Raw genomic sequence first — 23,498 nt, 5'->3', positions numbered from 1 at the left:
CTGGAGCCCGAATCATGACGACTCGCCACATGCGCCGCTGGAGCCTGTTCGTCACCCTGTGGGTCCTGGGTGTCGGAGGGACTGCGCGAGCGCACGCGGGCCTGCCGGAGACCTCCAACGTCACCCTCCGCCGGGGTCACCCGGAGGATTTCTTCCTGGGCGCGACGTTCGGCGCGGTGATTTCGCGCGACAGCGGGAAGACCTTCCGGTGGATATGCCCGACGGCCATGGGCTACGGCGGATGGAGCCCCAACGCCTACCTGTGGCGCGAGGCGGGCGACATCGTGGCGGCCACCGGCAGCGCGCTCCTGCGCTCGCCCGACGGCGGCTGCGTATGGAACACCCACCCCTACTTCAAGGAGACCTGGGTGGCGGGGCTGGCCGCGCATCCCACCGACGACCGCATCCTCTACGTCGTCACCTCCCGCCACGGCAGGCCCAACGGCGTCTATCGCTCCTACGACGGGGGTGAGACGTGGGCCCCCTCGCCGCTCATGCGCCTGGGCCTGGTGCTCAACGCGGTGCGCGTGTCCCCGGCCAACCCCCAGCGCCTCTACGTGAGCGGCAAGAACGCGGAGAACCAGCTGCTGCTCTTTCGCAGCGATGACGCGGGCGAGACCTGGACCGAGGTGGTCCACCCACTGCCGGAGCTGATGCTGCCGTATGACCTGCTCGTGGAGACGGCGGACCCGACGTCCGCGGACGTGCTGTGGGCGCGCGTGTCCGCCCAGGGCGCCACGTACCTGCTGCGCAGCGACGACGCGGGACAGACGCTGAACATCGTCTCCACCATCAACGACGTCTTCATCAACATGGAGCTGTCCGCCGACGGGAAGACGGCGTGGGTGGGCACCCTCAACCACTTCTTCCGGGGCCCCTCCACCGGCCCGCTGCAGATGTTGTCTCTGCCCACGGGCAACGCGTGCGTGCTGCGCGACGGACAGACGCTCTACGGCTGCGGCTCCACCTGGCTGCATGACTGGGCGCTGGCGCGCAGCACCGACGAGGGCGACACCTGGCAGCCCCTGTTCGGCCTCTACGAAATCCAGGGCACGCACCACTGCCCGAAGGGCACCCCCGTGAGAGACTTGTGCCCCAGCCAGTGGCCGCAGCTCGCGGAGCAGCTCGGCGCGCCGCTCTACCCGGAAGGGCCCCCCGGGGAGCCCGACGAGGACGCGGGCACTCCCGGGGACGCGGGCACTCCCGAGGATGCCGGCACCCCCGAGGACGCCGGCTCCACTCCCAAACCATTGCCTACCCCCAAGGGCTCGGGCGGATGCGGGGCCATGGGTGGGAACATGGTGCCCGTCCTGCTGTTGCTCTCCACCCTCACCCTGCTGCGCCGTGGTCGGCGGCGCCAGAACTGAACAGGTCCCCTCATGAAGCCCCTTTCGCGAAAGCCGCTCTGGACCTCCTCCCTGGTCGCCCTGCTCTCCCTGACGGCCACGGCCTGTGGCGACGACGGGGAGCCTGAGTCGAAGTGCGGCGAGCCCCTCTACGGCGGTGACGCCACCGACGAGGCGTGGCGCTCCCTCGTCGACGCGAAGGACCAGCCCGCGGACAGCACGGAGGCCGCGCAGCTCGCGCTGCCCACGACGGGCACCACGTACTCGGTCAACGACGCGCCGCCGAAGTGGACGTGGGCCTCGTCCCTGGCCAGCGCGCTGCCCCGGCCCGTGTCCCCCGCGAGCCCCTTCGACACGGCCCGCTCCATGCTTGCGCGCGTCGGCGAGTGGGTGCTGCCCACCGCCCATGCTCACCTGCCGCCCTTCACCGGCGACATCCACTGGGTGCAAGTCACCGTGCCCGGGCGCGAGTGCCCGGTGGAGATGCTCACGTCGAACCTGGAGTGGCAGCTCGACGCCGCGACCTGGGACACGCTCAAGGCGAGCGCGGGACAGGACCTCTCCGTCCAGGTGGTGAGCGCGTACCTGCTCCAGAACCGCATCACCGAGGGCCCCTACCGTCTGGCCCAGCCCGTCACCATCCGCATCCAGGAGGCACCATGAAGCACGCGTGGGTCTGCGCGCTGGGGCTCGCCTTCGCGGCCTGCAGCGACGACTCGAGTCCCTTCGATGGCGTGAAGCCGCCCGAAGGCCTCGAGTATGCGCATCCGGAGCCGTGGGTGACGGGCACGGGCGTGCCGCCTCCCGGGCCCGGTGGACGCGTCATCATCACCAACAGCCTGGACGACACGCTGAGCCTGCTGGAGCTGGAGGGCGCGACGACCCCGGGCTGGCGCGAGCTGGCGCGCGTGCCGGTGGGGCTCAACCCGGTGGAGCTGGAAGGGCCGCACCACACCGCCGTGTCGCCGGACGGGAGCCACTACTACGTCGGCATCTCCAACTACGTGCCGGGCGGAGGCTCCGGTCCTCACGGCGCGCACGGCAGCGGCGCGGATGATGGCTACTGCCTGAAGCTGGACGCGAGCGACAACCGGCTGGTGGGCTCGGTGCGCGTGGACCCCAACCCCGGCGACGTCATCGTCAGCAAGGACGGGAACACGCTGTATCAGACGCACTTCGACACGCTGAAAATCGCGGAGGTGGCGCGTCGCGGCGGCACCGAACGGGAGATGTACGCGCGGCTGGCCATCATCGACGCGAAGACGATGACTCGCAAAGCCATGGTGGACGTGTGCCCCGCGCCGCACGCCATCCGGCTTTCCGCCGACGAGCGCACGGCCTACATCGCCTGCTGGTCGGACGAGGTGGCCATCGTCGACCTCTCCGCGCCCACCACGGAGGCCCCTCGCGTGAAGGTGGCCAACAACGCGGGCACCGCCACGGCGCCCCGGCACCAGCCCTACGCGCTGACGATGTCGCCCACCACGGGGGATGTCTTCGTCAGCTCGATGAGCAGCCGCGAGGTGCAGGTGCTCGAGGCGCGTACGCACGCCATGAACGCGGCCCGGACGATTCGCCTCGCGGGCTCGCCGATGTTCGGTGACATCAGCGCGGACGGGGCGACGCTGTACATGCCGTATCAAGGCGTGGAGGCCCTGGCCATCATCGACACGGCCACGGGCTTCATCCGTCGCGAGGTGGACCTGGCGCCCGCGGGCTGTCTCAACGCACACCAGGCGAAGCTGACCCCGGACGAAAGCCACGCGCTGGTCGTCTGCGAGGGAGACCACGTGCGTCCTGGAACGCTGCACTCGGTGAATCTGGCGCAGGGCACGGTGGTGAACACGGTGCGGGTCGGCATCTTTCCCGACTCGGTGAGCATCCTGCGGGGGCAGCCATGAGCCACACGGCCTGGAAGGTGCTGCCCTTCGTGGCGCTCGTCACCCTCGCGTCGGCGTGTGGTGACGATGCGAAGCCGGTGAACGCGGCGGAGTACGGAGAGCTGCTGTTCCGCGACGCGCGCTTCTCGGAGAGCCAGTTCAACGACTTCTCCTGCGCGACGTGCCACGCGACGACACCCACGCCGCTGAACGGGCGGATGGACTCCGGCTACACGCTCTACAACGTGGCCTCGCGCCCCCACTGGTGGGGCGGCTACGAGACGAACCTGCTGGACGCGGTGAACTTCTGCTACGTCAGCTTCATGCGCGGCGTGCAGAAGCTGCCCGAGGACTCTCCGCAGAGCCGCGCGCTGTATGAGTATCTGGTGAGCATCAGCCCGGATGCCCAGGCCCCCGCGCTGCCCTACACGGTGGTGAAGGACATCCAGGAGGTCCCTCGCGGCAGCCTGGAGCGCGGACAGGTGGTGTATCAAGCCGCGTGTCAGGAGTGTCACGGCGCGCTTCACACCGGCGAGGGGCGGCTGACGGAGATGGCCTCCATCCTCCCGGAAGTGACACATGACTACGATGAACTCTTTCCAGGGATTCCTCACTCACTCGTCGTCATCGAGAAGGTGAGACACGGCCAGTTCTTCCACATTGGCGGCAACATGCCCGCGTACAGCCTGGAATCCCTCTCAGACGCGGATATGGGAGCACTGCTCACGTACCTGGGGCTGTAGTGCTGTAGTAAGGAAGCCCGCATGGGTTTCTGGAAGAAGCTTTTCGGTCTGGAGAAGGCGGGCTCGGAGTCATCCGCGAGCCCGCCCGAGACGGTGAGCCCGCGCGAGTACCTGTGGCGCGAGATGGAGGCGGCGCTGAAGGCCGTCCCCACGGTGACGGAAGTGACGCGGCTGCCGGATGACTACGGCCTGCGGTTCTTGAAGAACGGGGAAGCCGTCCAGATGTACCTGGACAACCTCTTCGCGGAGACACGCGAGGTGTCTCCCGATGAGCGCGCCCAGCAAATCGGCCGCTTCCTGTCGGCCTTCGCCGGGGAGAGCAGGGACAAGCTCTCGTGGAAGGAGGCGCGGAAGAGGCTGCTGCCCGTGGTGCGCTCGGCGACGTTCGGCCTGATGGCGCCACCGGGAGAGTCCCGCCCGCGCCCCATGGTGGGGCGCCGCACCATCCCTTTCCTGCGCGAGCTGCTGGTGTTGGACCTGCCCGACGCCACCATGTACGTGCAGCACGACCACCTGAAGGAGTGGGGCGTCTCCGAGGCGAAGGCCTTCAAGGCGGCCTTCGCCAACCTGGACCGCATCCACGCGTCCGGCGTGGAGCTCCAAGAAGAGAATCCGAGCCCGCTGTGGTCCGTGGACTCCAATGACACCTATGAGGCCTCTCGCCTGCTGCACCCGGGCTTCCTCGCGTCCTTCACCACCCGCGTGAATGGCCGCCCCATCGCCATCATCCCCACGCGCTCCACGCTCGTCATCGCGGGCGACGGGGACCCGGCCCTGCTCAAGCGACTGTGCACGCTCGCCGAGCGCGAGCACGAAGCCAGCACTCGCGGCATCTCCCCCGCGCTCTACACCGTGGACGACGCCGGGCACGTGGTGCCCTACCGGCTCGCCGGCAACGACGAGTTCGCGCAGTTGGTGCGCCGGGGCCACCTGCGCCTCGCGATGGGCGAGTACTCCACCCAGAAGCAGTTGCTGGAGGCCCAGCACGCGGCGGAAGACGTGGACGTGTTCGTCGCCAGCTTCGGCGTCCTGGTCCGCGAGCAGGACAACCGGCCCATCAGCTGGTCCAGTTGGAGCAAGGACGTGGACACGCTGCTGCCGGTAACGGACGTGGTGGCCATCCAGGCGGGCGAGGAGGACTTCTTCATGGTCGCCTACCCCGACGTGGAGCGGATCGCCTCCAGATACCTCTCGTTCATGCCAGAGCTGTGGCCGCCGCGCTACCGCACCATCGCGTGGCCTTCGAACGCGGTGCTCAACGAGCTGCGCGCCGCCCAGGTGGACCTGGCGGCGTACGCGGACGACTGAGGCCCTTTCGCGCGACGTCAGCCGACCGAACGCCTCCGCGTCCGCCGGAGGCCGTGCTCCCGAGGAGATGATGATGCTCGCCTGCGTGGATGTGGACTACCGCGATGACGTCACCGTGGCCGCGTGCGTCGTGTTTCGCGACTGGGCCGATGCCTCGGAGGCCGCGCACCACGTGGACCGGGGCCCTCCCGCGGCGGCCTATGAGCCCGGCCAGTTCTACCGCCGCGAGTTGCCTCACCTGCTGCGCGTGCTCGCCCTGGTGCCGGAGCCGCTGGAGGCCATCATCGTCGACGGCTACGTCTGGCTGGGACAGGACAAGCCGGGCCTGGGCGCGCACCTGTACGAGGCGCTCGGCCGCGCGGTGCCCGTCATCGGCGTGGCCAAGACGTCCTTCCACTCCAGCGACGTCGCCCTGCCCGTGCTGCGCGGCCAGAGCCAGCGGCCCCTCTTCGTCAGCGCCGTGGGCCTGGGCTCCGCCACCGCCGCCGGGTTCGTCCAGCGCATGCACGGCCCCTCCCGGCTGCCCACCCTGCTGGGCCGCGTGGACCGGCTGTGCCGCGAGTCGTGAGCCCGCTTCACCCCTGACACGCGCGTCGCGCTTACTCGCCATCCAGACCGCCTCGCGGGGGCTGCTTCCCTCGGAGGAAGGAGCCCACACCCCTGGTATGCGCCTTGCTCTGGGACTGGACCCCATGCGTCCACCCCGCCTTCAACGACATCACCTCGTCACGGGCCTGCTGCTCGTCCTCGTCGTCTCGGCCTGCCCTCCGGAGCGCCGGGACCTCACCCGCGAGGAAGTCGCCTCCATCACCTTCACGCGGCTGGAGCGCTTCGAGTCGGAGCAGACGTTCGACAACCATGTGAAGCAGCTCGAGGCGATTCGAAACAGCCTGTCGACGGGCGGCGGCCCTGTCGTCGGCTGTGGCGGCACAGGCTCCGACATGGAGCCCCCCACGCAGACGCCCGGGTCGGGGGAGCCCTCCATCACCAACAACCAGGAGGCCGGCGTCGACGAGGGAGACATCGTCAAGGCCGTGGGTGACTGGTTCGTGGTGCTGCGCCGGGGCCGGCTCTTCACCGTGCGACAGACGGAGGGTGCGCTGGAGGCGGTGGGTCAGGTGGATGCCCATGCGCCGGGATTCACCTTCGGCACCTGGTATGACGAGATGCTCGTGTATGGCCGTCGCGTCATCGTCGTGGGCTACAGCTCCACGCTGAGCGCCACGGAGATTGGCCTGTTTCGCCTGGATGACGCCGGAGTGCTCACCCACGAGGGCACGCACTTCCTGAACGCCGGCGACTACTACTCCAGCCGCAACTACGCGAGCCGGCTGGTAGGCGGCACCCTCGTCTTCTACATGCCGTACCCCCTGACCTGGTGGGGCAGCGAACGGATGATGATGCCGTCCGTGCAGAGCTGGATGAGAGACAACGACAGGACGCCCTGGCGACCCATGCTCTCGCGGAGCGACGTCTTCAAGCCCGTGCAGACGACGCTGTGGCCCATTCTGCACATGGTGGTGCGCTGTGACCTGGACGCGCGGGACTTCACCTGCACGGGCAACGCGCTGATGGGGCCGCCGGCGCGGACCTTCTACGTGTCGCGCGACGCGGTGTATCTCTGGGTCAACCCGGGCTACGAGTCGTGGACGGTGGAGGGCGAGACGCGCGACGCGAAGACACCTCGGGACTCCGTGGTGTACCGGCTGCCATTGGACGGAGGCGAGCCCGGAGCCCTGCGCGCGCGCGGCGGCCCGGTGGACCAGTTCTCCTTCCGGCAGAACGAGGATGGACACCTGGATGCGCTGCTCGTGGCCACGGGCAAGGGCGATTCGATGTGGGGCCCGGAGCTGACCCCGGGCGACGGCCGCTTCGCGCTGCTGCGCGCGCCGCTGGACGCGTTCTCCCCGGAGCTGACCAGCCTTCGCCCCGAGGACTTCACCACGCTCCCCGGCCCCCAGGAGAGCACGCTCCAGAATCGCTTCGTGGGCAACCACGTGCTGTGGGGCTCGGGCGAGGCTTACGACGACAGCACCACCGCGGGCGAGCGCGCGGTCTGGGTGACGGACGTGCGCGCGCCCTGGGATGTCCATCGCTTGTCCCTGGGCCACACGGTGACGCGCCTGGAGCCGCTGGGCGAGGGCAGCGCGCTGGTGGTGGGTGAGAACACGCTGGGCCTGCGACTCACCACCGTGGCGCTCGGGGAAGGCGGGCCCGAGCTGAAAGGCACGCTGCTGCGCCCCGGCGCCGAGCAGGGCGAGTCTCGCAGCCATGGCTTCTTCTTCAAGCCGGACGGCTCGGGGGGCGGGGTGATGGGGCTCCCACTGCGGTTCCAGGGTGGGGCCTGGAGTTCGCTGCGCTACGGCTCCGCGGAGGTGTCCTTCGTGCGGGTGGACCCGGAGTTGGAGCTGACGACGCTGGGCTCGCTGGGCGCTTCGGTGGAGACGGGCGACGACACGTGCACGAAGTCGTGCACGGACTGGTACGGCAACGCGCGCCCCATCTTCTACCGGGAGCGCATCTTCGCGTTGATGGGCTACGAGTTCGTGGAGGCCCACCTCACCGAGCGCGCCGTGGAGGAGTCCTTCCGCGTGAGCTACCTGCAACCGGGCCGCTGAGCCCGGCTGCCTGGGGTGGAGGGAGGCACCGCGCGGGACGACTCGGGCGCGGTGCCCGCCGGAGCGTGACTCCGAAGCGCTTCCCCTGGGGCGGGACCTGCGAGACAACGCGGGCCATGCACCGCCGTCACTTCCTGCGATTCTCCGCCCTGGGGGGCAGCACGCTGGCCCTGGGGAGCCTCGGCTTCTGGCGCAACGTGTACGCCGCGCCAGCCACACCGAGCGTCGGCGCGGGCCCCTACGGGCCGCTGGCGGACAGCCCGGATGCCCAGGGGCTTCGGCTGCCGCGCGGCTTCACGTCCCGCGTCATTGCCCGGAGTGGGGACGTGGTGCCGGGCACGGATTACGCGTGGCACATGGCCCCGGATGGGGGCGCCTGCTTCGCCCAGCCGGACGGCGGTTGGATTTATGCGTGCAACAGCGAGACGACCCCGGATGGCGGTGTGTCCTCGGTGCGCTTCGACGCGAAGGGCAACGTCACGGGCGCCTGGCGCATCCTCTCCGGCACCCACGTCAACTGCGCGGGAGGCCCCACGCCCTGGGGGACCTGGCTGTCCTGCGAGGAACACCCGAGGGGGCTCGTCTGGGAGTGTGAGCCTTCACGACCGGGACAGGGCGTCGCGCGGCCCGCGTTGGGGGCGTTCACGCACGAAGCGGTGGCGGTGGACCCGATTGGCCGGCGGCTGTACCTCACGGAGGACACGCCCACGGGGCGGCTCTACCGCTTCACTTCGGCGAAGTGGCCCTCGCTCGAGGAGGGCACGCTGGAGGCGGCTCGCGTGACGGGAGACCCTCGCACGGGAGTGAAGGTGCAGTGGGTGCCCGTGTCGCCCCAGGCTCCGGCAGCGATGCAGGCGGCGGGGAGGGAGACCACCGCGTTCCCGGGTGGTGAGGGCTGCTGGTACGACGGCGGCGTGGTGTACTTCACCACGAAGCATGACAACCGAGTGTGGGCGCTCACGCCGCTGACGGGGCGGCTGGAGGTGCTGTACGACGCGGCCACGTATCCGAGCGCGCCCCTGCGCGGCGTGGACAACGTCACCGTGTCACGGGCGCGGGAGTTGTTCATCTGCGAGGACGGAGATGACTTGCAGATGTGCCTGCTCACGCCGGACCGGAAGGTGACGCCGTTCCTCCAGGTGATGGGGCACGCGGGTTCGGAGCTCGCGGGCGCGGCGTTCAGCCCGGATGGCAAGCGGCTCTACTTCAGCTCCCAGCGCGGCTCGGACAGGCGCGGGGTGACGTACGAAGTGAAGGGCCCCTTCCGCGCCCGTGGCTAGGGGACCGTGGCAGCAAGCCCCCGAGACGGCTCGTCAAACGTGATGGGGCAGCCCTCCTTCAGAGCCCGCGTGTCGGATGGTGACCGGGCGGACGAGCGTTCCTCTGGAAACCTCCCCCTCCGGAGGCATACCTTCCGGTAGCGATGGGAGTTCCCCCTTCACAGCTCGGGCTGTTCGACACGGTGCGGACCGAACGGCCCGCGTCGACGCCTCAGCCCGGCCGCGCGCAGAAGCCAGCCTCCACCGCGCGACCAGGTCGCGAGGAGCAACGGCGCGCGGCGGCACTTCCCGTTCGCGACGAGCCCGCTCCCGCGCCTCGCTTCGCCGAGGATGTCGAGGCGACCACCGCCCCACTCTTCTCCGAGCACGACGAGCCTGCGCCTCTCTTCGCCGAGGATGTCGAGGCGACCACTGGGCCGCGCTTCTCCACGCACGGCGAGCCCGCTCCCCCGCCTCGCTTCCCCGAGGATGTCGCGGCGACCACCGCCCCGCTCTTCTCCGAGCACGACGAGCCCGCCCCCGAGCGCCGCCTGCCCGAGCGTGAAGAAGCGCTGCTCCAGGCCGCGAGCCTCGCGCGCCGCCTGGCCGTGGAGCTGGGCGCACCGGTCCACCTTCGACTCACCGACAACCGCGCCACGCTGGTCAGCTTCCGCCGCGTCGCCCAGGGCCTGCGGCTGCGCGTGCACCACCTCTTCCTAGAAGCCCCCGACGATGTCGTGCGCGCCATCGCCCGCTATGCCGTCCGGTCCGACGCGAGCGCCGGTGAACTGCTCGAAGCCTACGCCCGCGAACGACAGGGACTCGTTCGCCGCGAGCGGCGGCCCGGCAAGGCCCTGCGCACCCGGGGCCGCTGCTACGACCTGCGCGCCGTGCAGTCACGCCTCAACGCGGACTGGTTCGACGGCCGCGTGCGCGTGGACATCGGCTGGGCGCGACGCCCCTCCAAGGGTCGCCGGCGCACCATCCACCTGGGCGGCTATGACGCGCGGCTGCGGGAAATCCGCATCCACCCCGCCCTGGACCGCCCCCACGTCCCCGCCTTCGTCGTGGACTACCTCGTCTTCCATTCGATGCTGCACGCCGACCTCCACGAAGAGGGCGGCTCCAACCTCGACGCCGAGGGACGCTGCACCCCAGGCCACTCGCCCGCATTCCTCCAGCAAGAAGACACCTTCCCGCTGCGAGACACCGCCCAACGCTGGCTGCAGGACAACCACACCTCCCTGCTGCGCGGCTGAGCGTCGACACGTCTCCACACGCCCGCCGACTCCGTGCGGTTGTCCGCGCTCCGGAAAACGAGCGATGGCGGCGGCGTGGCAGACCCCTGCATGCTCCACGGCCATGCGCTACTTCAGCGTCGACGAAGCCAACCGACTGGTGCCCCTGCTGAGCCGCACCTTCGAGCACATCCGCCCGTGGGTGGAGCGCGTGCAACAGCTCGTGGAGACGCTGGGCACCCCCGAGGGCAAGGCCCTGTCCAATCAGGAGGCGCTGCGCGAGGAGCGCGACGCCCTGCTGGAGAGGGTCCGCACCGAGCTGCACCACTTCCACGAGATGGGCCTGGAAATCAAAGGCGCGCAGGGGCTCGTCGACTTCCGAGCCCACCGCGGTGACGAGCCGGTGTACCTGTGCTGGCGCATCGGCGAGTCCGCCGTCTCGCACTGGCATGGCATGTACGACGGCTTCTCGGGGCGACGTCCCATCGACAGTCCGGACGAGTTCGCCCCCACGTACCTCAGTTGAGCCACACCCTCGGCTCAGCCGCCGTTGAAGCTCTTCTGGAGCAACGTCATCTTGTTGCGCGCGGCCAGCAGTTGCTGACGCAGGGAGTCCGCCTGCCGCGCGATGTCGTTGAACTCGCTCTGCTCCGCGGCCTGGCTCAACGACTGGGCCTCGTCCGCCACCTCGGACATGCGGTCCTGCAGGGACTGGAACGTCACGGCCAGCGCGGCCTGCTCCTCCGGCGTCTTCGCGTTCTGGCGCTGCGTGGCGAACTCCTGCATCCGCACGTTGAGCTCCGCCGCGCTCTGCCCCAGGCCGCCGTAGCGCACCAGCAGGTCCTTGAAAGTCTCGGTGCGCGCCTGGAGTTCCTGCGCGCGCACGTGCACGGCCTCGGCCTGGGCCTGCTGCCTGTCACGCACCTGGGAGATGGCGCCCACCAGGGCGCTGACCCGGGCCCGCAGCTGCTCGTCCATGTCGGCCAGGGCCTTCAAGGTGGCGGAGGCTCGCTCCAGGTGTTTCTCCGCCTGAAGGGGCGCGTCCTGGAGCTGTTGGGCCAGGGCCTCGAATCGCTCCAATCCCTCGTCCAGGGAGCGGGCGGCCTCGACCAGCTCGGAGTCCTGCGGTTTGTCTCGCTTGCTCATGGGCGAGCGGGAACATGGCACGCGCGAGGGGCACAAGGGGCGAGGACTTCACGGCGGATACGTCCAGGGCCCGCCTGCCCCCTGCCCGGCGGGCCCGGCCATGGGCACGGGCGGCCCCTTTCCCACGCTCGCCAGACACACCCATCGTCCCCAACTTCCCGACATCCAGCAGACCTGTCTGTCGCGAGGTTCACACATGCCCAGGGCTCACTCCCTTTCCGTGCTCGTCACAGGCGCCACCGGTCGGCAGGGCGGCGCCGTGGCGCGCTACCTCCTTCACCGGGGACACCGCGTCGTGGCCTATGTCCGCCAATCCGACTCCCCTTCCGCGCGCGCGTTGGAGTCCCTGGGCGCCGAGCTGTCCGTGGGCGACTTCGACGACGTGGATGCGCTCGCCCGGGCCGCCAGCGGCGTGGATGCGTTCTACGCCATGGCCACGCCCTTCGAATCAGGTGTCGAGGCGGAGATACGCCACGGCCTGAACCAGGTGGACGCCGCGCGGCTCGCCGAGGTGAAGCACCTGGTCTACGCGTCGGTGGCGGGAGCGGACCGGCTGACGGGCATCCCCCACTTCGACAGCAAGCACCGGGTGGAGCTGCACGTGCGCCGCAGTGGCCTGCCCTTCACCATCCTGGGGCCCACGTTCTTCATGGAGAACTTCACCAGCCCCATGTTCGAGGAGGGACTGAGGGCGGGAGTGCTCGCCTTCGGGCTGCCCCCTTCACGCGGGTTGCAGATGGTGACGACCGACGACCTGGCCGCCTTCGCGACGCGGGTGATGGAGGACGCGGAGCGCCACGCGGACCAGCGCATCGACGTGGCGTCGGACGAGGTGACGGGCCAGCAGGCGGCGGGCCTCCTGTCGATGGTGAGCGGCCATCGCATCCACTTCGAGCAACTCCCGCTGGACTTCATCCGCGAGCGCAGCGAGGACCTGGCCACCATGTACGAGTGGTTGGACCGGGTGGGCTACCACGCGGACATCCTCACGCTGCGCCACAGCTATCCGGACCTGCGCTGGCACACCTTCGAGGACTGGGCGCGGCGTCAGGACTGGAGCGCGCTCACCTCGCCCGCCTGGCCGCACGCCGCCGCCGAGGTCACCCCGCCTGCCGAACAGTGAGGCCCCGCGCCCCCTGGCGACGCGCCGGGGTGGCGCCGCTCACGCGTGCTCGGCGTGCCTTGCCGCTGCCTACCTTCGAACAGAAGGAGGCATCTCATGCGCTCGCTCGTGCCCGTCGCCGCGATGTTGCTGGCGGCAGGCTGTGTCACTGAATCGAATCTGAAACCCTCGATGGAAGCCCAGGTCCTCCAGGGAGACAAGGACACCGCCGTCGCGGAGTCCTCGGGGGTGACCTTGGTGGCGGATGGCGCCGCGTGGAAGGGCAGCCCCTCCAACCTGGAGCGCGCCCTCACGCCCGTCTACGTACGACTGGAGAACCAGAGCGGCAGGACGCTGCGCATCCGCTACGAGGACTTCTCGCTCGTCGGCACGGAGTCGCGCTTCAGCTACTCCGCGCTGCCACCCTTCACCCTGCGACAGCCGGTGGCGTCGTCCTCGTCGATGGAGGGGACGCTGGAGGGCACGGGAGGCTCGGGGCGCGGCGCGGTGTACATCGGCGCGGGGCCCGCATGGCGCACCGGCAACTGGAGCTACGGACCGCGAGGCGCGTGGGGCAGTCCCTTCTACCCATATTATGGCCCGTACTACCCGGGGCCCTACACGACGTATCAATGCGAGGAGCCCCTGCCCACGCGGGACATGCTCCAGAAGTCCCTGCCCGAGGGCACGCTGGCGGACGGCGGCACCGTACAGGGCTTCATCTACTTCCAGGTCGTCACCGGCCGGGAGAACGGCGTCGTGCTCCAGGCGCGACCCGTGGACGCGAACAGCGGCGAGTCGTTGGGGACGCTCAACATCCCATTCCGGGTGGGAGAGAGCTGAGCGCCCACGCGCCGTCACCGTGACGGCGCGCGGGCCGATCGTCAGTGGAGCGTCATCGAGACGCAGCGCGAGGACGCGCGCCGGTGGCCGTTGAGCAGCGAGGCCTCTCCCGTGACGCCCAGCTCGCGGCGGATGTCCGAGCCGCGCATGGGAAGCCCGAAGAGGGGCCCCAGCAACACCAGGTCCAGTGATGCGGCGACCAGGGGTCCCAGGCCCAGCAGGGCCACCGCGGCGCCCCGGGCCGTCCCGGTACGCAACCCGCCCAGCACCAGACAGGAGCCCGTCACGATTCGCAGCCAACGCCCCGTTCGCGATGCCATGAAGCCGACGACCATGCGCACCTCCCCAGGGCGAAGATGGACACGCTCCGGCGAGCGACCACGGGCCTGACCTCTCCGCTCGGATGCCATGCGGGCGTCCGGACAAGCGCCCTCTTCAGTGGGTGGCCACCGCGTCTGGCTCGAGCGGCCAGGGCAACGCCGCGGCGGCCTGCCGCCCCAGCCTGCCCCGGGACTCCAGGAGGTGCTCCAGGGCCACGGCCGCGAAGTCCCGAGGTTGCTCGGGCGGGCGCCGCTGCTCCAGCGCATGGACCGCGGAGAGCTGCGCGCAGGAAGACACCAGCGCCATGTGCGTGAAGGCCTGGGGGAAGTTTCCCAGCGCCTCGCCGGTGAGCGGGACGGCCTCCTCCGCGTACAGCCCCACGTCGTTGGCCAGTCCCAAGAGCCGCGACAGCAGCACCTCCGCGTCCTCCCGCCGTCCCTCATGGGCCAGCACATCCACCAACCAGAAGGAGCACAGCAGGAAGGCGCCCTCTCCGCCCGACAGTCCGTCCGGCGCGAGGTAGCGGTACAGCAGGCCACCGGACTCCAGCCGCTCGCGCACCCGCCGCACCGTGCCGCGCACCAGCGGATGCGCCAGGGGAAGGAAGCCCAGGGCCGGCACCAGCAGCGTGGACGCATCCGCCACGTCCGAGCCCCGCGACTGCGGAAACCAGCCGTCCGCCGCGCACTCCATCAGGTAGCGACGCAAGGCCTCGCGCTCCCGAGCCCAGCGCACCAGCGGCACCGGCAGTCCTCGCTCCCGCGCCAGTCGCAACCCCCTGTCCAGCGCCACCCAGCACAAGAGCTTCGAGTGGATGAAGTGTCGAGGCGCGTCCCGCATCTCCCACAGCCCCTGGTCCGGCAGTCGCCAGCGTCGGCACACCTCTTCCACGAGTCCGGAGAGGAAGGCCCAGTTGCTCGGCGTCACCGGCCCGCCCGCGCGCGCATACAGCCACGTCGCCTCCAGCAGCTCTCCGGGGACGTCGAGCTGGAGCTGCTTCACCGCGCCATTGCCGATGCGCACCGGGCGCGAGCCCGCGTGTCCGGATAGGTGGCTCAGCTCCACCTCGGGCATCAGGCGATGGCCCTGGATGCCGTACATGATTTGCACGTCCTCCGCGCGCCCCGCGCTGGTGCGCCGCAGCCAGTACCGGAAGGCATCCGCCTCTTCGCGGTAGCCCAGCACCAGGAGCGAGATGAGCGTCAGCGACGCGTCCCGCAACCAGGTGAAGCGATAGTCCCAGTTGCGCGAGCCCCCGAGCTCCTCGGGCAGCGACGTGGTGGGCGCGGCCACGAGCGCCCCGGTGGGCGCGTACGTCAGGGCCTTCAGCGTGAGCGCCGAGCGCCGCACCGCCCTCGCGTGCTCGCCCGTGTATTCGCAGCGGCCAATCCACGTCCGCCAGAAGGTGAGCGTGTCCTCCAGGCGGCGACGGAAGTCGTCGAGGGACGGCGCGTCCGTGGGAACACGCTCGACGAAGGACGGCGTCCACGCGGCTTCAATCCACGCCTCGTCTCCCGCGCGCAGCGTCCAGCGGGCGCGCAGGGAGGACTCATGGGCCATGAGCGGATGCGTGGCGGCAATCCACAGCGCGTCCGCGCCGCCGACGACCTCCGCGGTGCGCGATGACGTCAGCCGCACGCGAGGGACGAAGGCGCCATACTCGAAGCGCGGGGCCACCACCGCGCGCACCCGGACCTCTCCGTCGAGACACCGCACACGCCGCAGCAGCGCGTGACGAGTGCTCACGCTCGTTCCGCCCGCCGCGCCGGGCGACACCGGCATGCAGTCCACCACCTCCAGCACACCACGCGACGTGGTGAAGACGGTGGCCAGGACGTTGGTGTCCTCCACGTAGGCGCGCGTGGCGGTGAAGGGGCCCTCGGGTGACACGCCAAAGCTGCCGCCCCGCCGCGCGTCCAGGATGCGGCAGAAGACAGCGGGCGCATCGAAGCGTGGGAAGCAGGCCCAGTCGATGGAGCCGTCCCGTCCCACCAGCGCCGCGGAATGACAGTCACCCAGGAGGGCATAGTCGGCGATGCGTCGCATCCACGCTTCCTTCCCGGGAAGGCTCGCTTGTTTCAGTCCTGGAGACAGACCTCCTCACACCGATGGGGACGCGCGGGCGCGGTTGCAACCAGGCTTCAGCCCATTCCCGGACTCACCGCGTCGGTCGCCTGCCTCCTGTGAAACATCCCTGTCGACTGAAACATCACCCGCACGCCCGGGCGCCGAGTCGCGGGGGTAGCCGTCTCCCGCAAAGCCTCCGAGGGGCCGTCTCACCGTGCGGGCGTTGCACCCGGCGAGGTCCCTCTCCAGCTTGGCCACGAGGGGCTTCTCCCACGCCCCCAGGGAGCTCCCATGTTCAGCCGAGCCGAGATTCAGAAGGGAATGAAGGTCCGCGGCAATGATGGCCACACCATTGGCCGCATCATCGACATCACGGAGAAGGAGCTCATCGTGGAGAAGGGCCTGCTGCGCCGCCATGACTTCGCGGTGTCCTTCGACGATGTGACAGAGGTCCTCCACGGAGAAGTGGTGCTGCGCCATGGACGCGACAGCCTCTTCTCCGCCCCCCGAGAGGTGCCCCCTGTCGAACACTGAGCGCTAGTCCGCGCGCGCGGCCCCGGGAGCGGCGGTCGTCAGCGGAGCATCATTCCACCCCGCGCGGGCGTCGTCCTCGCGAGCGGCGCGCTTGCCTGCCTCCACGTCCACGCGCCACAGCACCGCCGCGCCCGCGCCGAAGAAGCCGAGCAGCGACAGCACCGCCAGGCGACTGGAGCCCGTCAGCTCCACCGTGGCCGCGAACACCAGCGGGCCCGCCACCGCCGTCACCTTCTCGAAGACGCTGAACAGGCCGAACATCTCCGCGGCGCGGTGACGCGGAATCATCTGCGCGAACAGCGAGCGGCTCAGCGCCTGGCTCCCGCCCTGCACCATGCCCACCAGCAGCGCCAGCGCGAAGAAGTGCACGGGCGAGCTCATGAAGTAGCCCAGGAACGTCACCACCACGTACACCGCCAGCGCGAACATCAGCGCTGGCTTCGAGCCCACCCGCGACGCCGCCTTGCCGAACAACACCGCGCAGGGCACGCCCACCGCCTGCGTCATCAGGAGCGCTCCCATCAACGCGCCCTGGCCAATGCCCAGCTCCGTCCCATACAGCGTGGACAGCCGGATGATGGTGCCAATGCCATCGCTGTAAAGCAGATAGGCCACCAGCAGCAGCAGAGCCTGCCGGTACTGCCGCAGTGCCCGCAGCGTCTCCGCGAGCTGCGAGAAGACGCCGGTGAGCGACAGCCGGGGCAGGGGCGCGCCGCTCGGGGGCCGAGGCTCGGGGACGCGAAGGAACAGCGGCACCGAGAACGCGCCCCACCACAGCGCCACCGTCACGAAGGACACGCGCGAGGCCGCCGCCGCGTCCGGCAGCCCGAACCAGCCGGGCTTCACCAACAACACGAGCTGCGCGGCCAACAGCAGCCCGCCCCCCAGATAGCCCAGCGCGTAGCCCGCGGTGGACACCCGGTCCAGCTCCTCGTCCCTGGCGATGTGGCGCAGCAGCGCGTCGGAGAAGACGATGCTGCCCGTCACCCCCACGTTGCCCAGACCGAAGCACACCAGCGCCCAGGCCCAGTCACCGGGCCCCACGCCGGCCAACCCCACCGTGGCCAGCAACCCCAAGGCGAGGAAGCCGCCCAAGAGCGCCTTGAGTCGGCCCGCCCTGTCGCTCAGCGCGCCGAGGACGGGCGACAACACCGCCACCGTGCCCAGCGCCACGGCCGTGACGGCGGCGAAGCGGCCCGTGGCCACCTCACGCTCCAGCCCCTTCGACGCGACGGAGGCGTAGTAGATGGGAAACACCACCGCGATGACGGTGGTGACGTAGGCGGAGTTCGCCCAGTCGTACATCGCCCACGCGCGCAGCTCCGGCCGCGTGAGCCCCAACCGCGACATGAGCGAGTCCCAGACCCTCATGCGCTGAAGTCCAGGCCCTGGATGGCGTCATCACCCCGCGCGGCTTGATACACGTGCCACGCGGCCGCCAGGTCCTGGAAGGGCAGCCCCACCGCGCCAAACACCGTCACCTCTTGTGGAGACGTCCTGCCGGGTTTCAGCCCGGCAATCACCTCGCCCAGCTCCGCGTGGATGGCGTCCTCGCCCAGCCCCACGTTGCCCACGGCCCCACTGGTGACGGACAGGCCCCGGTGGTCGCAGATGAAGCGCGCCTGTCGCAGCAGCTCCGCGGAGACCTCCGCCTTGCCCGGCTCGTCCGCGCCCAGCGTGGTGACGTGCGTGCCCGGTCGCACCATGCCGGGGTGGAGGAAGGGCTGCCGGCTCCACGTCGCGGCGATGACGATGTCCGCGTCCGCCACCGCGTCCGCCACGGAGTCCTCGGGCCGCACCGGCAGGTTCAGCTCCTTGTACATTCGCGTGGCGAAGGCGAAGGCGCGCGTGGGGTCCGTGTCGTAGACCCGCACGTGGGACAGCGAGCGCACCAGGCGCAGCGACTTGAGTTGCATCACCGCCTGCGCGCCCGCGCCGATGATGGCCACCCGGCTCGCGTCCGGCCTCGCCAGCACGTCCGCCGCCAGCGCGCCCATCACCCCCGTGCGCACCGCCGTCAGGTGTCCGGAGTCCATCACCGCGAGCAGCTCACCGGTGGCCAGGTCATTCAGGTGCAGCACACCCTGGATGGCCGGCGTGCTCGAGGGGAACTTCGCGTGCACCTTCACCGTGTACGCGGGGATGCCGGGCAGACAGCCGGGGAGGAGCGCCATCACGGTGCCCTCGGCGTGCAGCGACGCGCGCACGCGCTGGGGAGCCACGGTGCGTGCCAGGGCATCGGTGCGGAAGGACTCTCGCAAATCCTCCAGCAGGGTGAGCGCCTGGAGATTGCGAGACACATCGGAGCGGGTCAGCAGGAGGGTGCGCATCTGCCACTCACCCTAACCGAGCGCGTGCACTCCGACAGCCCCCGACGTCGTCCTTCGGGGTCAACCGATTGCCGGTGGACGGACGAAGGCCTCGTCCAGCGGGGAGCGACGGACGACTCCGGCGGGCGCCACGCGGGCTCCTCGGATGACGAGGGTTCGGGGTGGCCCTCGCACGCGCGACTCCCGCCAAACGGAGGGGCCGGACATACATACAACTGCCCAGGTGCCCAGATTCAAGTCAGGGCGGCGCGAGGGGGCGGGGCCTCAGGAGGTCGGTGATGCTGGAGCCGGAAACACGCTCCACGGAGCACGGCGAGCCCGAGCGGGAAACACCGCTCAGGGCGTCGGACTTCCTGCGCGCGAATCGAGAGGCCCTCTTGTCGGAGTGGGAGCATGCGATGCACGCGCTCCACGCCGGCTTGCGCGAAAAGCCCTCCTGGTTGCTGGACCACATGCCGGGGCTGCTCGTGTCGCTGGCGGACGCGCTCGACCAGGGCGAACAGGGCCCCGACACCGCGCTGGCGGACGAGCACGCGGTGGTGAGACTGGACCAGGGCTTCGACTTGGGCGAGGTGGTGGCCGAGTACGCGCTCCTTCGCAAGTGCATCCTCCGGAGGCTGGAGGCCCAGGCCCGGCCCCTCGAACCCGGGGAGTTGGAGCGACTGGAAGGCGCCCTGGACCGGACGGTGGTGCGGACGGTGCAGCGCTTCGCGGAGGAGCGACAGCGCAGCCTCCAGGCGCTGGACCGCATGGCACAGGCCACGCTGGACGGCCCCGCGGTGGACACGCTCCTCGTGCGCCTGCTCAACGTGGTGATGGAGTCGACCCTTACCGTGGACTCGGCGGGGGTGTTGATGTTGGAGGCGGACCGCCTGGTGGTGCGCGCCGCGGTGGGGCTGGGCGGAGACAAGGCCCTGGGCAGCTCGCTGGCGCTGGGCGAGGGCTTCGTCGGCGAGGTCGCCGCGACACGCCAGCCCATGACGCTGCGCTCGGCCTCCACGGACTCGCGCGTCGTGCTGCCGGTGCTGCGCGACGTGGGGCTGCGCGCCGTCTACGGCGTGCCCCTGGTGGAAGGAACGCGGCTTTTGGGCGTGGCATACCTGGGCTCGCGTACGTCTTTTGGCTTCTCCGACGCGGACCTGTTGCTGTTTCGCACCATGTGTCAGCGCGCCGCCGCGTACATCCTCCAGGCCCGGCTCCAGGACATGGAGCGGGATGCGCGGGTGGAGGCCCAGCGCTCGCTGGCGCTGCTCGACGCGCTGCTGGCGGCCTCGCCCCTGGGCATGGCCTTCCTGGACCCGGAGCTGCGCTACCTGCGCATCAACCAGACGCTGGCGGACATCAACGGCTTCCCGCCCGAGGCGCACCTGGGCCGGACGCTGCGGGAGATGCAGCCGAAGGCGGTGGCGGACCTGATGGAGCCCTTGCTTCGGCGCGTGCTGGAGACGGGCGAGCCCCTGCAGTCCTTCGAGTTCGCCACGCCGACCTCGCTGATGCCGCCGCGAGGCAAGCGCATGTGGCAGGTGACCTTCTATCCGGTGCGCGAGCCCCAGGCCTCGGGGCTGTTGGGCCTGGGCTGCGTCCTGGTGGACATCACCCACCACAAGCAGACGGAGGCCTCGCTCCAGCGCGCGGTGGACTTCCGGGAACAGCTCCTCGCCGTCCTGGGACATGACCTGCGAAACCCGCTCAACGCCATTGGCGCCTCGGCCTTCCAGTTGGCGCGCGCGGAGGAGCTGGAGGCGCCGGAGCGCCGCGCGGTGGAGCGCATCCGCAAGTCCGCCGGGCGCATGGGGCGCATGATTACGGACATCCTCGACTTCGCGCGCAGCAAGCTGGGCGAGGGCATCCCCGTCTCACCCCAGCCGATGGACCTGGCGGACGTGTGTCAGGCGACGCTGGAAGAACTCCAGGTGAGCCACCCGGGGCGTCCGCTCCTGTTCGAGTCGTCGGGAGACACGTCGGGCGACTGGGACCCGGACCGGGTGGCGCAGGTGCTGGGGAACCTGGTGTCCAATGCACTTCAGCACGGAGGCGGCGACACGCCGGTGCACACCCGCGTGCGTGGAGAGGCCCACGACGTGGTGCTGGAGGTCCACAACCGCGGCGAGCCCATTCCCGCGGAGCTGCTGCCGCGCATCTTCGACCCGTTCAAGACGCCGGTGGCGACGTCCGAGTCGGCCTCGACGTATCAGAAGCAGCGCAGCCTGGGATTGGGCCTCTACATCGTCCACCAGATTGCCCGCGCGCATGGCGGCCGCGTGGAGGTGCGCTCCTCGGAGGAGGAGGGCACCACCTTCCGCGTGTACTGGCCCCGCGCGAAGAGCCCACCCGCGCGGGTGTAGCCCTTACTTCTCCTGCGCGGAGACGGGCGCGGGCGTGAGGGCCAGCGTGTGGATGGCCTCCGCGAGCATGCGCGTGCCCAGGTCCAGGCTCTCCAGCGAGATGGACTCGTCGGGCGCGTGGCCGGTGTATTCCTCGCCCGGGAAGCCAGGGCCGAAGTCCACCGCCTTGGGGAACAGCCGCGCGTAGGTGCCGCCGCGCACGGACGTCGCCTTCGCGTCTGGTGCTTTCTTGTGACGCTTGTAGATGTCCAGCAGCGTGGTGACGAGCGGCCCGGACGTGTCCGCCACGTGCGCGTCACCCACGTAGCGCCCGCCACCCTCCTTCACGCGGCCTCCGGAGTCCTGGCCCACGCGCTCCGCGGCGTGGTCCAGCGAAGCATTGAACGCCGCCGCATCCTTCCCCTGGGGACGGCGCATGTTGACGCCCAGGCTCACCTTGCCATCCGCCACGCGCAGCACGGTGGGCGAGACGATGAGCGTCCCCATCAGCCCGCCGTCCGAGTACACGAGACCCAGCTTCTCACCGTGGTGGTCGCGGTCGAAGCGCGTGGCCAGGACGTGCAGCATGGCGGCGATGCCGTTGTCCTCCATGAGCAGCCTCGCCGCGACACCGGACAGGCCCCACAGCGCGTTGTTTCCCTCGTCGGCGATGGAGGCATGCACCGCCTTGCCGTGGACGGTGAGCACCACCGCCCCACCCTCCTCCTTCACGTCCGCCTTCAGCCCGGGGCGCACCCGCTGCTCCTCGGTGACGGCGCTCCTGACGGTCTCCAGGGCAACGGCGAGCGAGCCCTCCTCACCGGGCAGGAGTTTCAGCGTGGCCATGCCGGGCACCTGCGTGAGGAACTCGCCGGCCTTCACGTCCACCGGCCGCAGCGCGACCTTGGAGGACTTCAGAGCCGGCCCCACGGGCGCGACGAGGTTCCACGCGACGAAGCCGGACTGCGCGGCGACGACGGGGTAGCCCGAGTCCACGGAGATGACGTGCGTGGGCTTGGGCTCGGTGGCCGCGTACTTCGCCATGCCGTTCCAGTCGCTCTCCTCGCCGTTGCCGACGATGACGAGCACCTTGCCCTGGGGCTTGAGCCCGAGCCTCCGCGCGTGGTCGAGCGCCACCAGCGCCGACGCGAGCGGCCCCTTGTCATCCTCCACGCCCCGGCCGAACAGGCGGCCCTCCTGGACATAGGGTTCGAAGGGCGGGCGCTTCCACTCGTGCACGGGGGCGGGGACCACGTCACCGTGGAAGACAAGGCCCAGCGTCGGCGCGCCCTCGCCCCAGGCAATCTCGAACACGTCGTTGTCGCCCACGACGCGGTACGCCATGCCATGGGCCTTGGCCCACTTCTGGAGGAAGCGGCCCATGGCGGCGATGTCGGGGCTCTTCGCGGGAGGCGCCTCGCTGCTGACCGTCTTGAAGCGCACCAGCTGCTTCGTCAGCTCCACCACCTCGTCGAGCGCACATGTTTGCACATACGCGGCATGGCGCTGCTGGGCGGAGGCGCCCTTCATTTCCTGCGCGGAGAAGCGGCTGGCGCGGCAGCGGGAATCCGCACCGGCGAGCGCGAGGGAGGGGACGAGACACAACAAGGCCGTGGCGATGGGGAGGCGCATTCGGTGGGAGACCCTATTTCAGCGGGGCAGGTCGGCCTACCTTGGCGGAGGAGGGCCTGTGGCCCCAACACCGCCTGTCTGGCCGTCTGCTCCTTCTAGGGGTGAAACCAGACGGGCGGGAGGCTATTCCTAGGGCATGTTCTTCAACTCCACCAAGAAGCTGCGGATGCCGTCCCCGGCGGAGGCGCTGCCGGGCCGTACGGAGGAGATGTCCGTTCCCCCCAAGCACGAGGTGCTGGGCACTCCGCTGAAGGGGCCTGTTCCGGAGGGCTACGAGGTCGCCATCTTCGGCCTGGGCTGCTTCTGGGGCGCCGAGCGCAAGTTCTGGCAGACGCCCGGCGTGTACAGCACGTCCGTGGGCTACGCGGGGGGCCTGACGCCCAACCCCACCTATCGCGAGGTGTGCAGCGGCATGACGGGCCACAACGAGGTGGTCCGCGTGGTGTTCGACCCGAAGAAGCTCAGCTACGAGCAGTTGCTGCGAGTCTTCTGGGAGAGCCACAACCCGACGCAGGGCATGCGGCAGGGCAACGACGAGGGCACGCAGTACCGCTCCGGCATCTACACCACCAGCGAGTCCCAGAAGCGCACCGCCGAGGCCAGTCGGGACGCCTACCAGAAGGCGCTCACCGCGAAGGGCCTGGACACCATCACCACCGAAATCATCCCGGCGCCCGAGTACTACTTCGCCGAGGACTACCATCAGCAGTACCTGGAGAAGAATCCTGGTGGGTACTGCGGCCTGGGCGGCACCGGCGTGAGCTGCCCCATCGGCGTGGGCGTCAGCGCCTGAGCCGAAGTCCGTGA

At 70.1% G+C, this 23,498-nt stretch carries 21 protein-coding genes; 15 read left to right on the top strand and 6 right to left on the bottom strand.

Annotated features, from left to right (window positions below; translation table 11 throughout):
• The first annotated feature begins 14 nt into the window (after nucleotides 1-14).
• From HUA76_RS09610 to HUA76_RS09565, 10 genes are all read left to right on the top strand, one after another.
• Nucleotides 15-1,367: a hypothetical protein gene (locus HUA76_RS09610; protein WP_174460668.1), complete on the top strand. Its 1,353-nt coding sequence runs from the start codon at nucleotides 15-17 to the stop codon at nucleotides 1,365-1,367.
• 12 nt (nucleotides 1,368-1,379) lie between these two features.
• On the top strand, nucleotides 1,380-2,009 hold the full coding sequence (locus tag HUA76_RS09605; protein ID WP_141640421.1) for a hypothetical protein: 630 nt from the start codon (nucleotides 1,380-1,382) through the stop codon (nucleotides 2,007-2,009).
• Nucleotides 2,006-3,247 (top strand): YncE family protein, encoded by a 1,242-nt coding sequence (locus tag HUA76_RS09600; RefSeq protein ID WP_174460667.1) that lies wholly within the window; start codon nucleotides 2,006-2,008, stop codon nucleotides 3,245-3,247. The genes HUA76_RS09605 and HUA76_RS09600 overlap by 4 nt, the downstream gene beginning before the upstream one ends.
• Nucleotides 3,244-3,969 carry a c-type cytochrome gene (locus tag HUA76_RS09595; RefSeq protein ID WP_141640419.1) on the top strand — a complete coding sequence of 242 codons (726 nt, stop codon included), beginning with the start codon at nucleotides 3,244-3,246 and terminating at the stop codon, nucleotides 3,967-3,969. Before HUA76_RS09600 ends, HUA76_RS09595 begins: the two co-directional genes overlap by 4 nt.
• Before the next feature lie 21 nt (nucleotides 3,970-3,990).
• Nucleotides 3,991-5,277: a DUF1444 family protein gene (locus tag HUA76_RS09590; protein ID WP_174460666.1), complete on the top strand. Its 1,287-nt coding sequence runs from the start codon at nucleotides 3,991-3,993 to the stop codon at nucleotides 5,275-5,277.
• Nucleotides 5,278-5,347: 70 nt separating this feature from the next.
• Nucleotides 5,348-5,845 (top strand): endonuclease V, encoded by a 498-nt coding sequence (locus tag HUA76_RS09585; RefSeq protein WP_254614119.1) that lies wholly within the window; start codon nucleotides 5,348-5,350, stop codon nucleotides 5,843-5,845.
• 124 nt (nucleotides 5,846-5,969) lie between these two features.
• On the top strand, nucleotides 5,970-7,895 hold the full coding sequence (locus HUA76_RS09580) for a beta-propeller domain-containing protein (RefSeq protein WP_174460665.1): 1,926 nt from the start codon (nucleotides 5,970-5,972) through the stop codon (nucleotides 7,893-7,895).
• 116 nt (nucleotides 7,896-8,011) lie between these two features.
• Nucleotides 8,012-9,175: an alkaline phosphatase PhoX gene (locus HUA76_RS09575; protein ID WP_174460664.1), complete on the top strand. Its 1,164-nt coding sequence runs from the start codon at nucleotides 8,012-8,014 to the stop codon at nucleotides 9,173-9,175.
• 143 nt (nucleotides 9,176-9,318) lie between these two features.
• Nucleotides 9,319-10,413 carry a hypothetical protein gene (locus tag HUA76_RS09570; protein ID WP_174460663.1) on the top strand — a complete coding sequence of 365 codons (1,095 nt, stop codon included), beginning with the start codon at nucleotides 9,319-9,321 and terminating at the stop codon, nucleotides 10,411-10,413.
• A 103-nt stretch (nucleotides 10,414-10,516) separates the two neighbouring features.
• Nucleotides 10,517-10,918, top strand: coding sequence for a DUF2203 domain-containing protein (locus HUA76_RS09565; RefSeq protein WP_174454338.1), 402 nt, complete (start codon nucleotides 10,517-10,519; stop codon nucleotides 10,916-10,918).
• A 14-nt stretch (nucleotides 10,919-10,932) separates the two neighbouring features.
• Here HUA76_RS09565 and HUA76_RS09560 read toward each other — a convergent pair whose 3' ends face one another.
• Nucleotides 10,933-11,538, bottom strand: a complete 606-nt coding sequence (locus HUA76_RS09560; RefSeq protein WP_141640413.1) for a hypothetical protein — start codon at nucleotides 11,536-11,538, stop codon at nucleotides 10,933-10,935.
• A 220-nt stretch (nucleotides 11,539-11,758) separates the two neighbouring features.
• Between HUA76_RS09560 and HUA76_RS09555 the strand changes: the two genes are divergently transcribed.
• Nucleotides 11,759-12,661, top strand: coding sequence for an NmrA/HSCARG family protein (locus HUA76_RS09555; RefSeq protein WP_371823455.1), 903 nt, complete (start codon nucleotides 11,759-11,761; stop codon nucleotides 12,659-12,661).
• A gap of 96 nt (nucleotides 12,662-12,757) precedes the next feature.
• Nucleotides 12,758-13,483, top strand: coding sequence for a hypothetical protein (locus HUA76_RS09550; RefSeq protein ID WP_174453840.1), 726 nt, complete (start codon nucleotides 12,758-12,760; stop codon nucleotides 13,481-13,483).
• 41 nt (nucleotides 13,484-13,524) lie between these two features.
• Here the strand turns inward: HUA76_RS09550 and HUA76_RS09545 are convergent, their stop codons facing one another.
• Nucleotides 13,525-13,818, bottom strand: coding sequence for a hypothetical protein (locus HUA76_RS09545; protein ID WP_174453839.1), 294 nt, complete (start codon nucleotides 13,816-13,818; stop codon nucleotides 13,525-13,527).
• 100 nt (nucleotides 13,819-13,918) lie between these two features.
• Nucleotides 13,919-15,850, bottom strand: a complete 1,932-nt coding sequence (locus tag HUA76_RS09540) for a glycoside hydrolase family 15 protein (protein ID WP_174460661.1) — start codon at nucleotides 15,848-15,850, stop codon at nucleotides 13,919-13,921.
• 312 nt (nucleotides 15,851-16,162) lie between these two features.
• Between HUA76_RS09540 and HUA76_RS09535 the strand changes: the two genes are divergently transcribed.
• On the top strand, nucleotides 16,163-16,405 hold the full coding sequence (locus HUA76_RS09535; RefSeq protein WP_141640408.1) for a hypothetical protein: 243 nt from the start codon (nucleotides 16,163-16,165) through the stop codon (nucleotides 16,403-16,405).
• Between the two features lie 3 nt (nucleotides 16,406-16,408).
• Here the strand turns inward: HUA76_RS09535 and HUA76_RS09530 are convergent, their stop codons facing one another.
• Nucleotides 16,409-17,776 (bottom strand): MFS transporter, encoded by a 1,368-nt coding sequence (locus HUA76_RS09530; protein ID WP_141640407.1) that lies wholly within the window; start codon nucleotides 17,774-17,776, stop codon nucleotides 16,409-16,411.
• Nucleotides 17,773-18,735, bottom strand: coding sequence for an ornithine cyclodeaminase family protein (locus tag HUA76_RS09525; RefSeq protein ID WP_174453836.1), 963 nt, complete (start codon nucleotides 18,733-18,735; stop codon nucleotides 17,773-17,775). The genes HUA76_RS09530 and HUA76_RS09525 overlap by 4 nt, the downstream gene beginning before the upstream one ends.
• A gap of 278 nt (nucleotides 18,736-19,013) precedes the next feature.
• On the opposite strand from HUA76_RS09525, the gene HUA76_RS09520 reads away from it, so the two are divergent.
• Nucleotides 19,014-21,080, top strand: coding sequence for an ATP-binding protein (locus HUA76_RS09520; protein WP_174453835.1), 2,067 nt, complete (start codon nucleotides 19,014-19,016; stop codon nucleotides 21,078-21,080).
• A 3-nt stretch (nucleotides 21,081-21,083) separates the two neighbouring features.
• Here the strand turns inward: HUA76_RS09520 and HUA76_RS09515 are convergent, their stop codons facing one another.
• Nucleotides 21,084-22,691, bottom strand: a complete 1,608-nt coding sequence (locus tag HUA76_RS09515; RefSeq protein WP_174460660.1) for a Sapep family Mn(2+)-dependent dipeptidase — start codon at nucleotides 22,689-22,691, stop codon at nucleotides 21,084-21,086.
• Between the two features lie 136 nt (nucleotides 22,692-22,827).
• Here HUA76_RS09515 and msrA point away from each other — a divergent pair, with 136 nt between their 5' ends.
• On the top strand, nucleotides 22,828-23,484 hold the full coding sequence (msrA, locus tag HUA76_RS09510; RefSeq protein WP_174460659.1) for a peptide-methionine (S)-S-oxide reductase MsrA: 657 nt from the start codon (nucleotides 22,828-22,830) through the stop codon (nucleotides 23,482-23,484).
• Nucleotides 23,485-23,498 lie beyond the last annotated feature (14 nt).

Source organism: Myxococcus sp. CA056 (assembly GCF_013336715.1).
Classification (GTDB): domain Bacteria; phylum Myxococcota; class Myxococcia; order Myxococcales; family Myxococcaceae; genus Myxococcus; species Myxococcus llanfairpwllgwyngyllgogerychwyrndrobwllllantysiliogogogochensis.
This window is presented reverse-complemented; position numbering and strand designations above follow the sequence as displayed.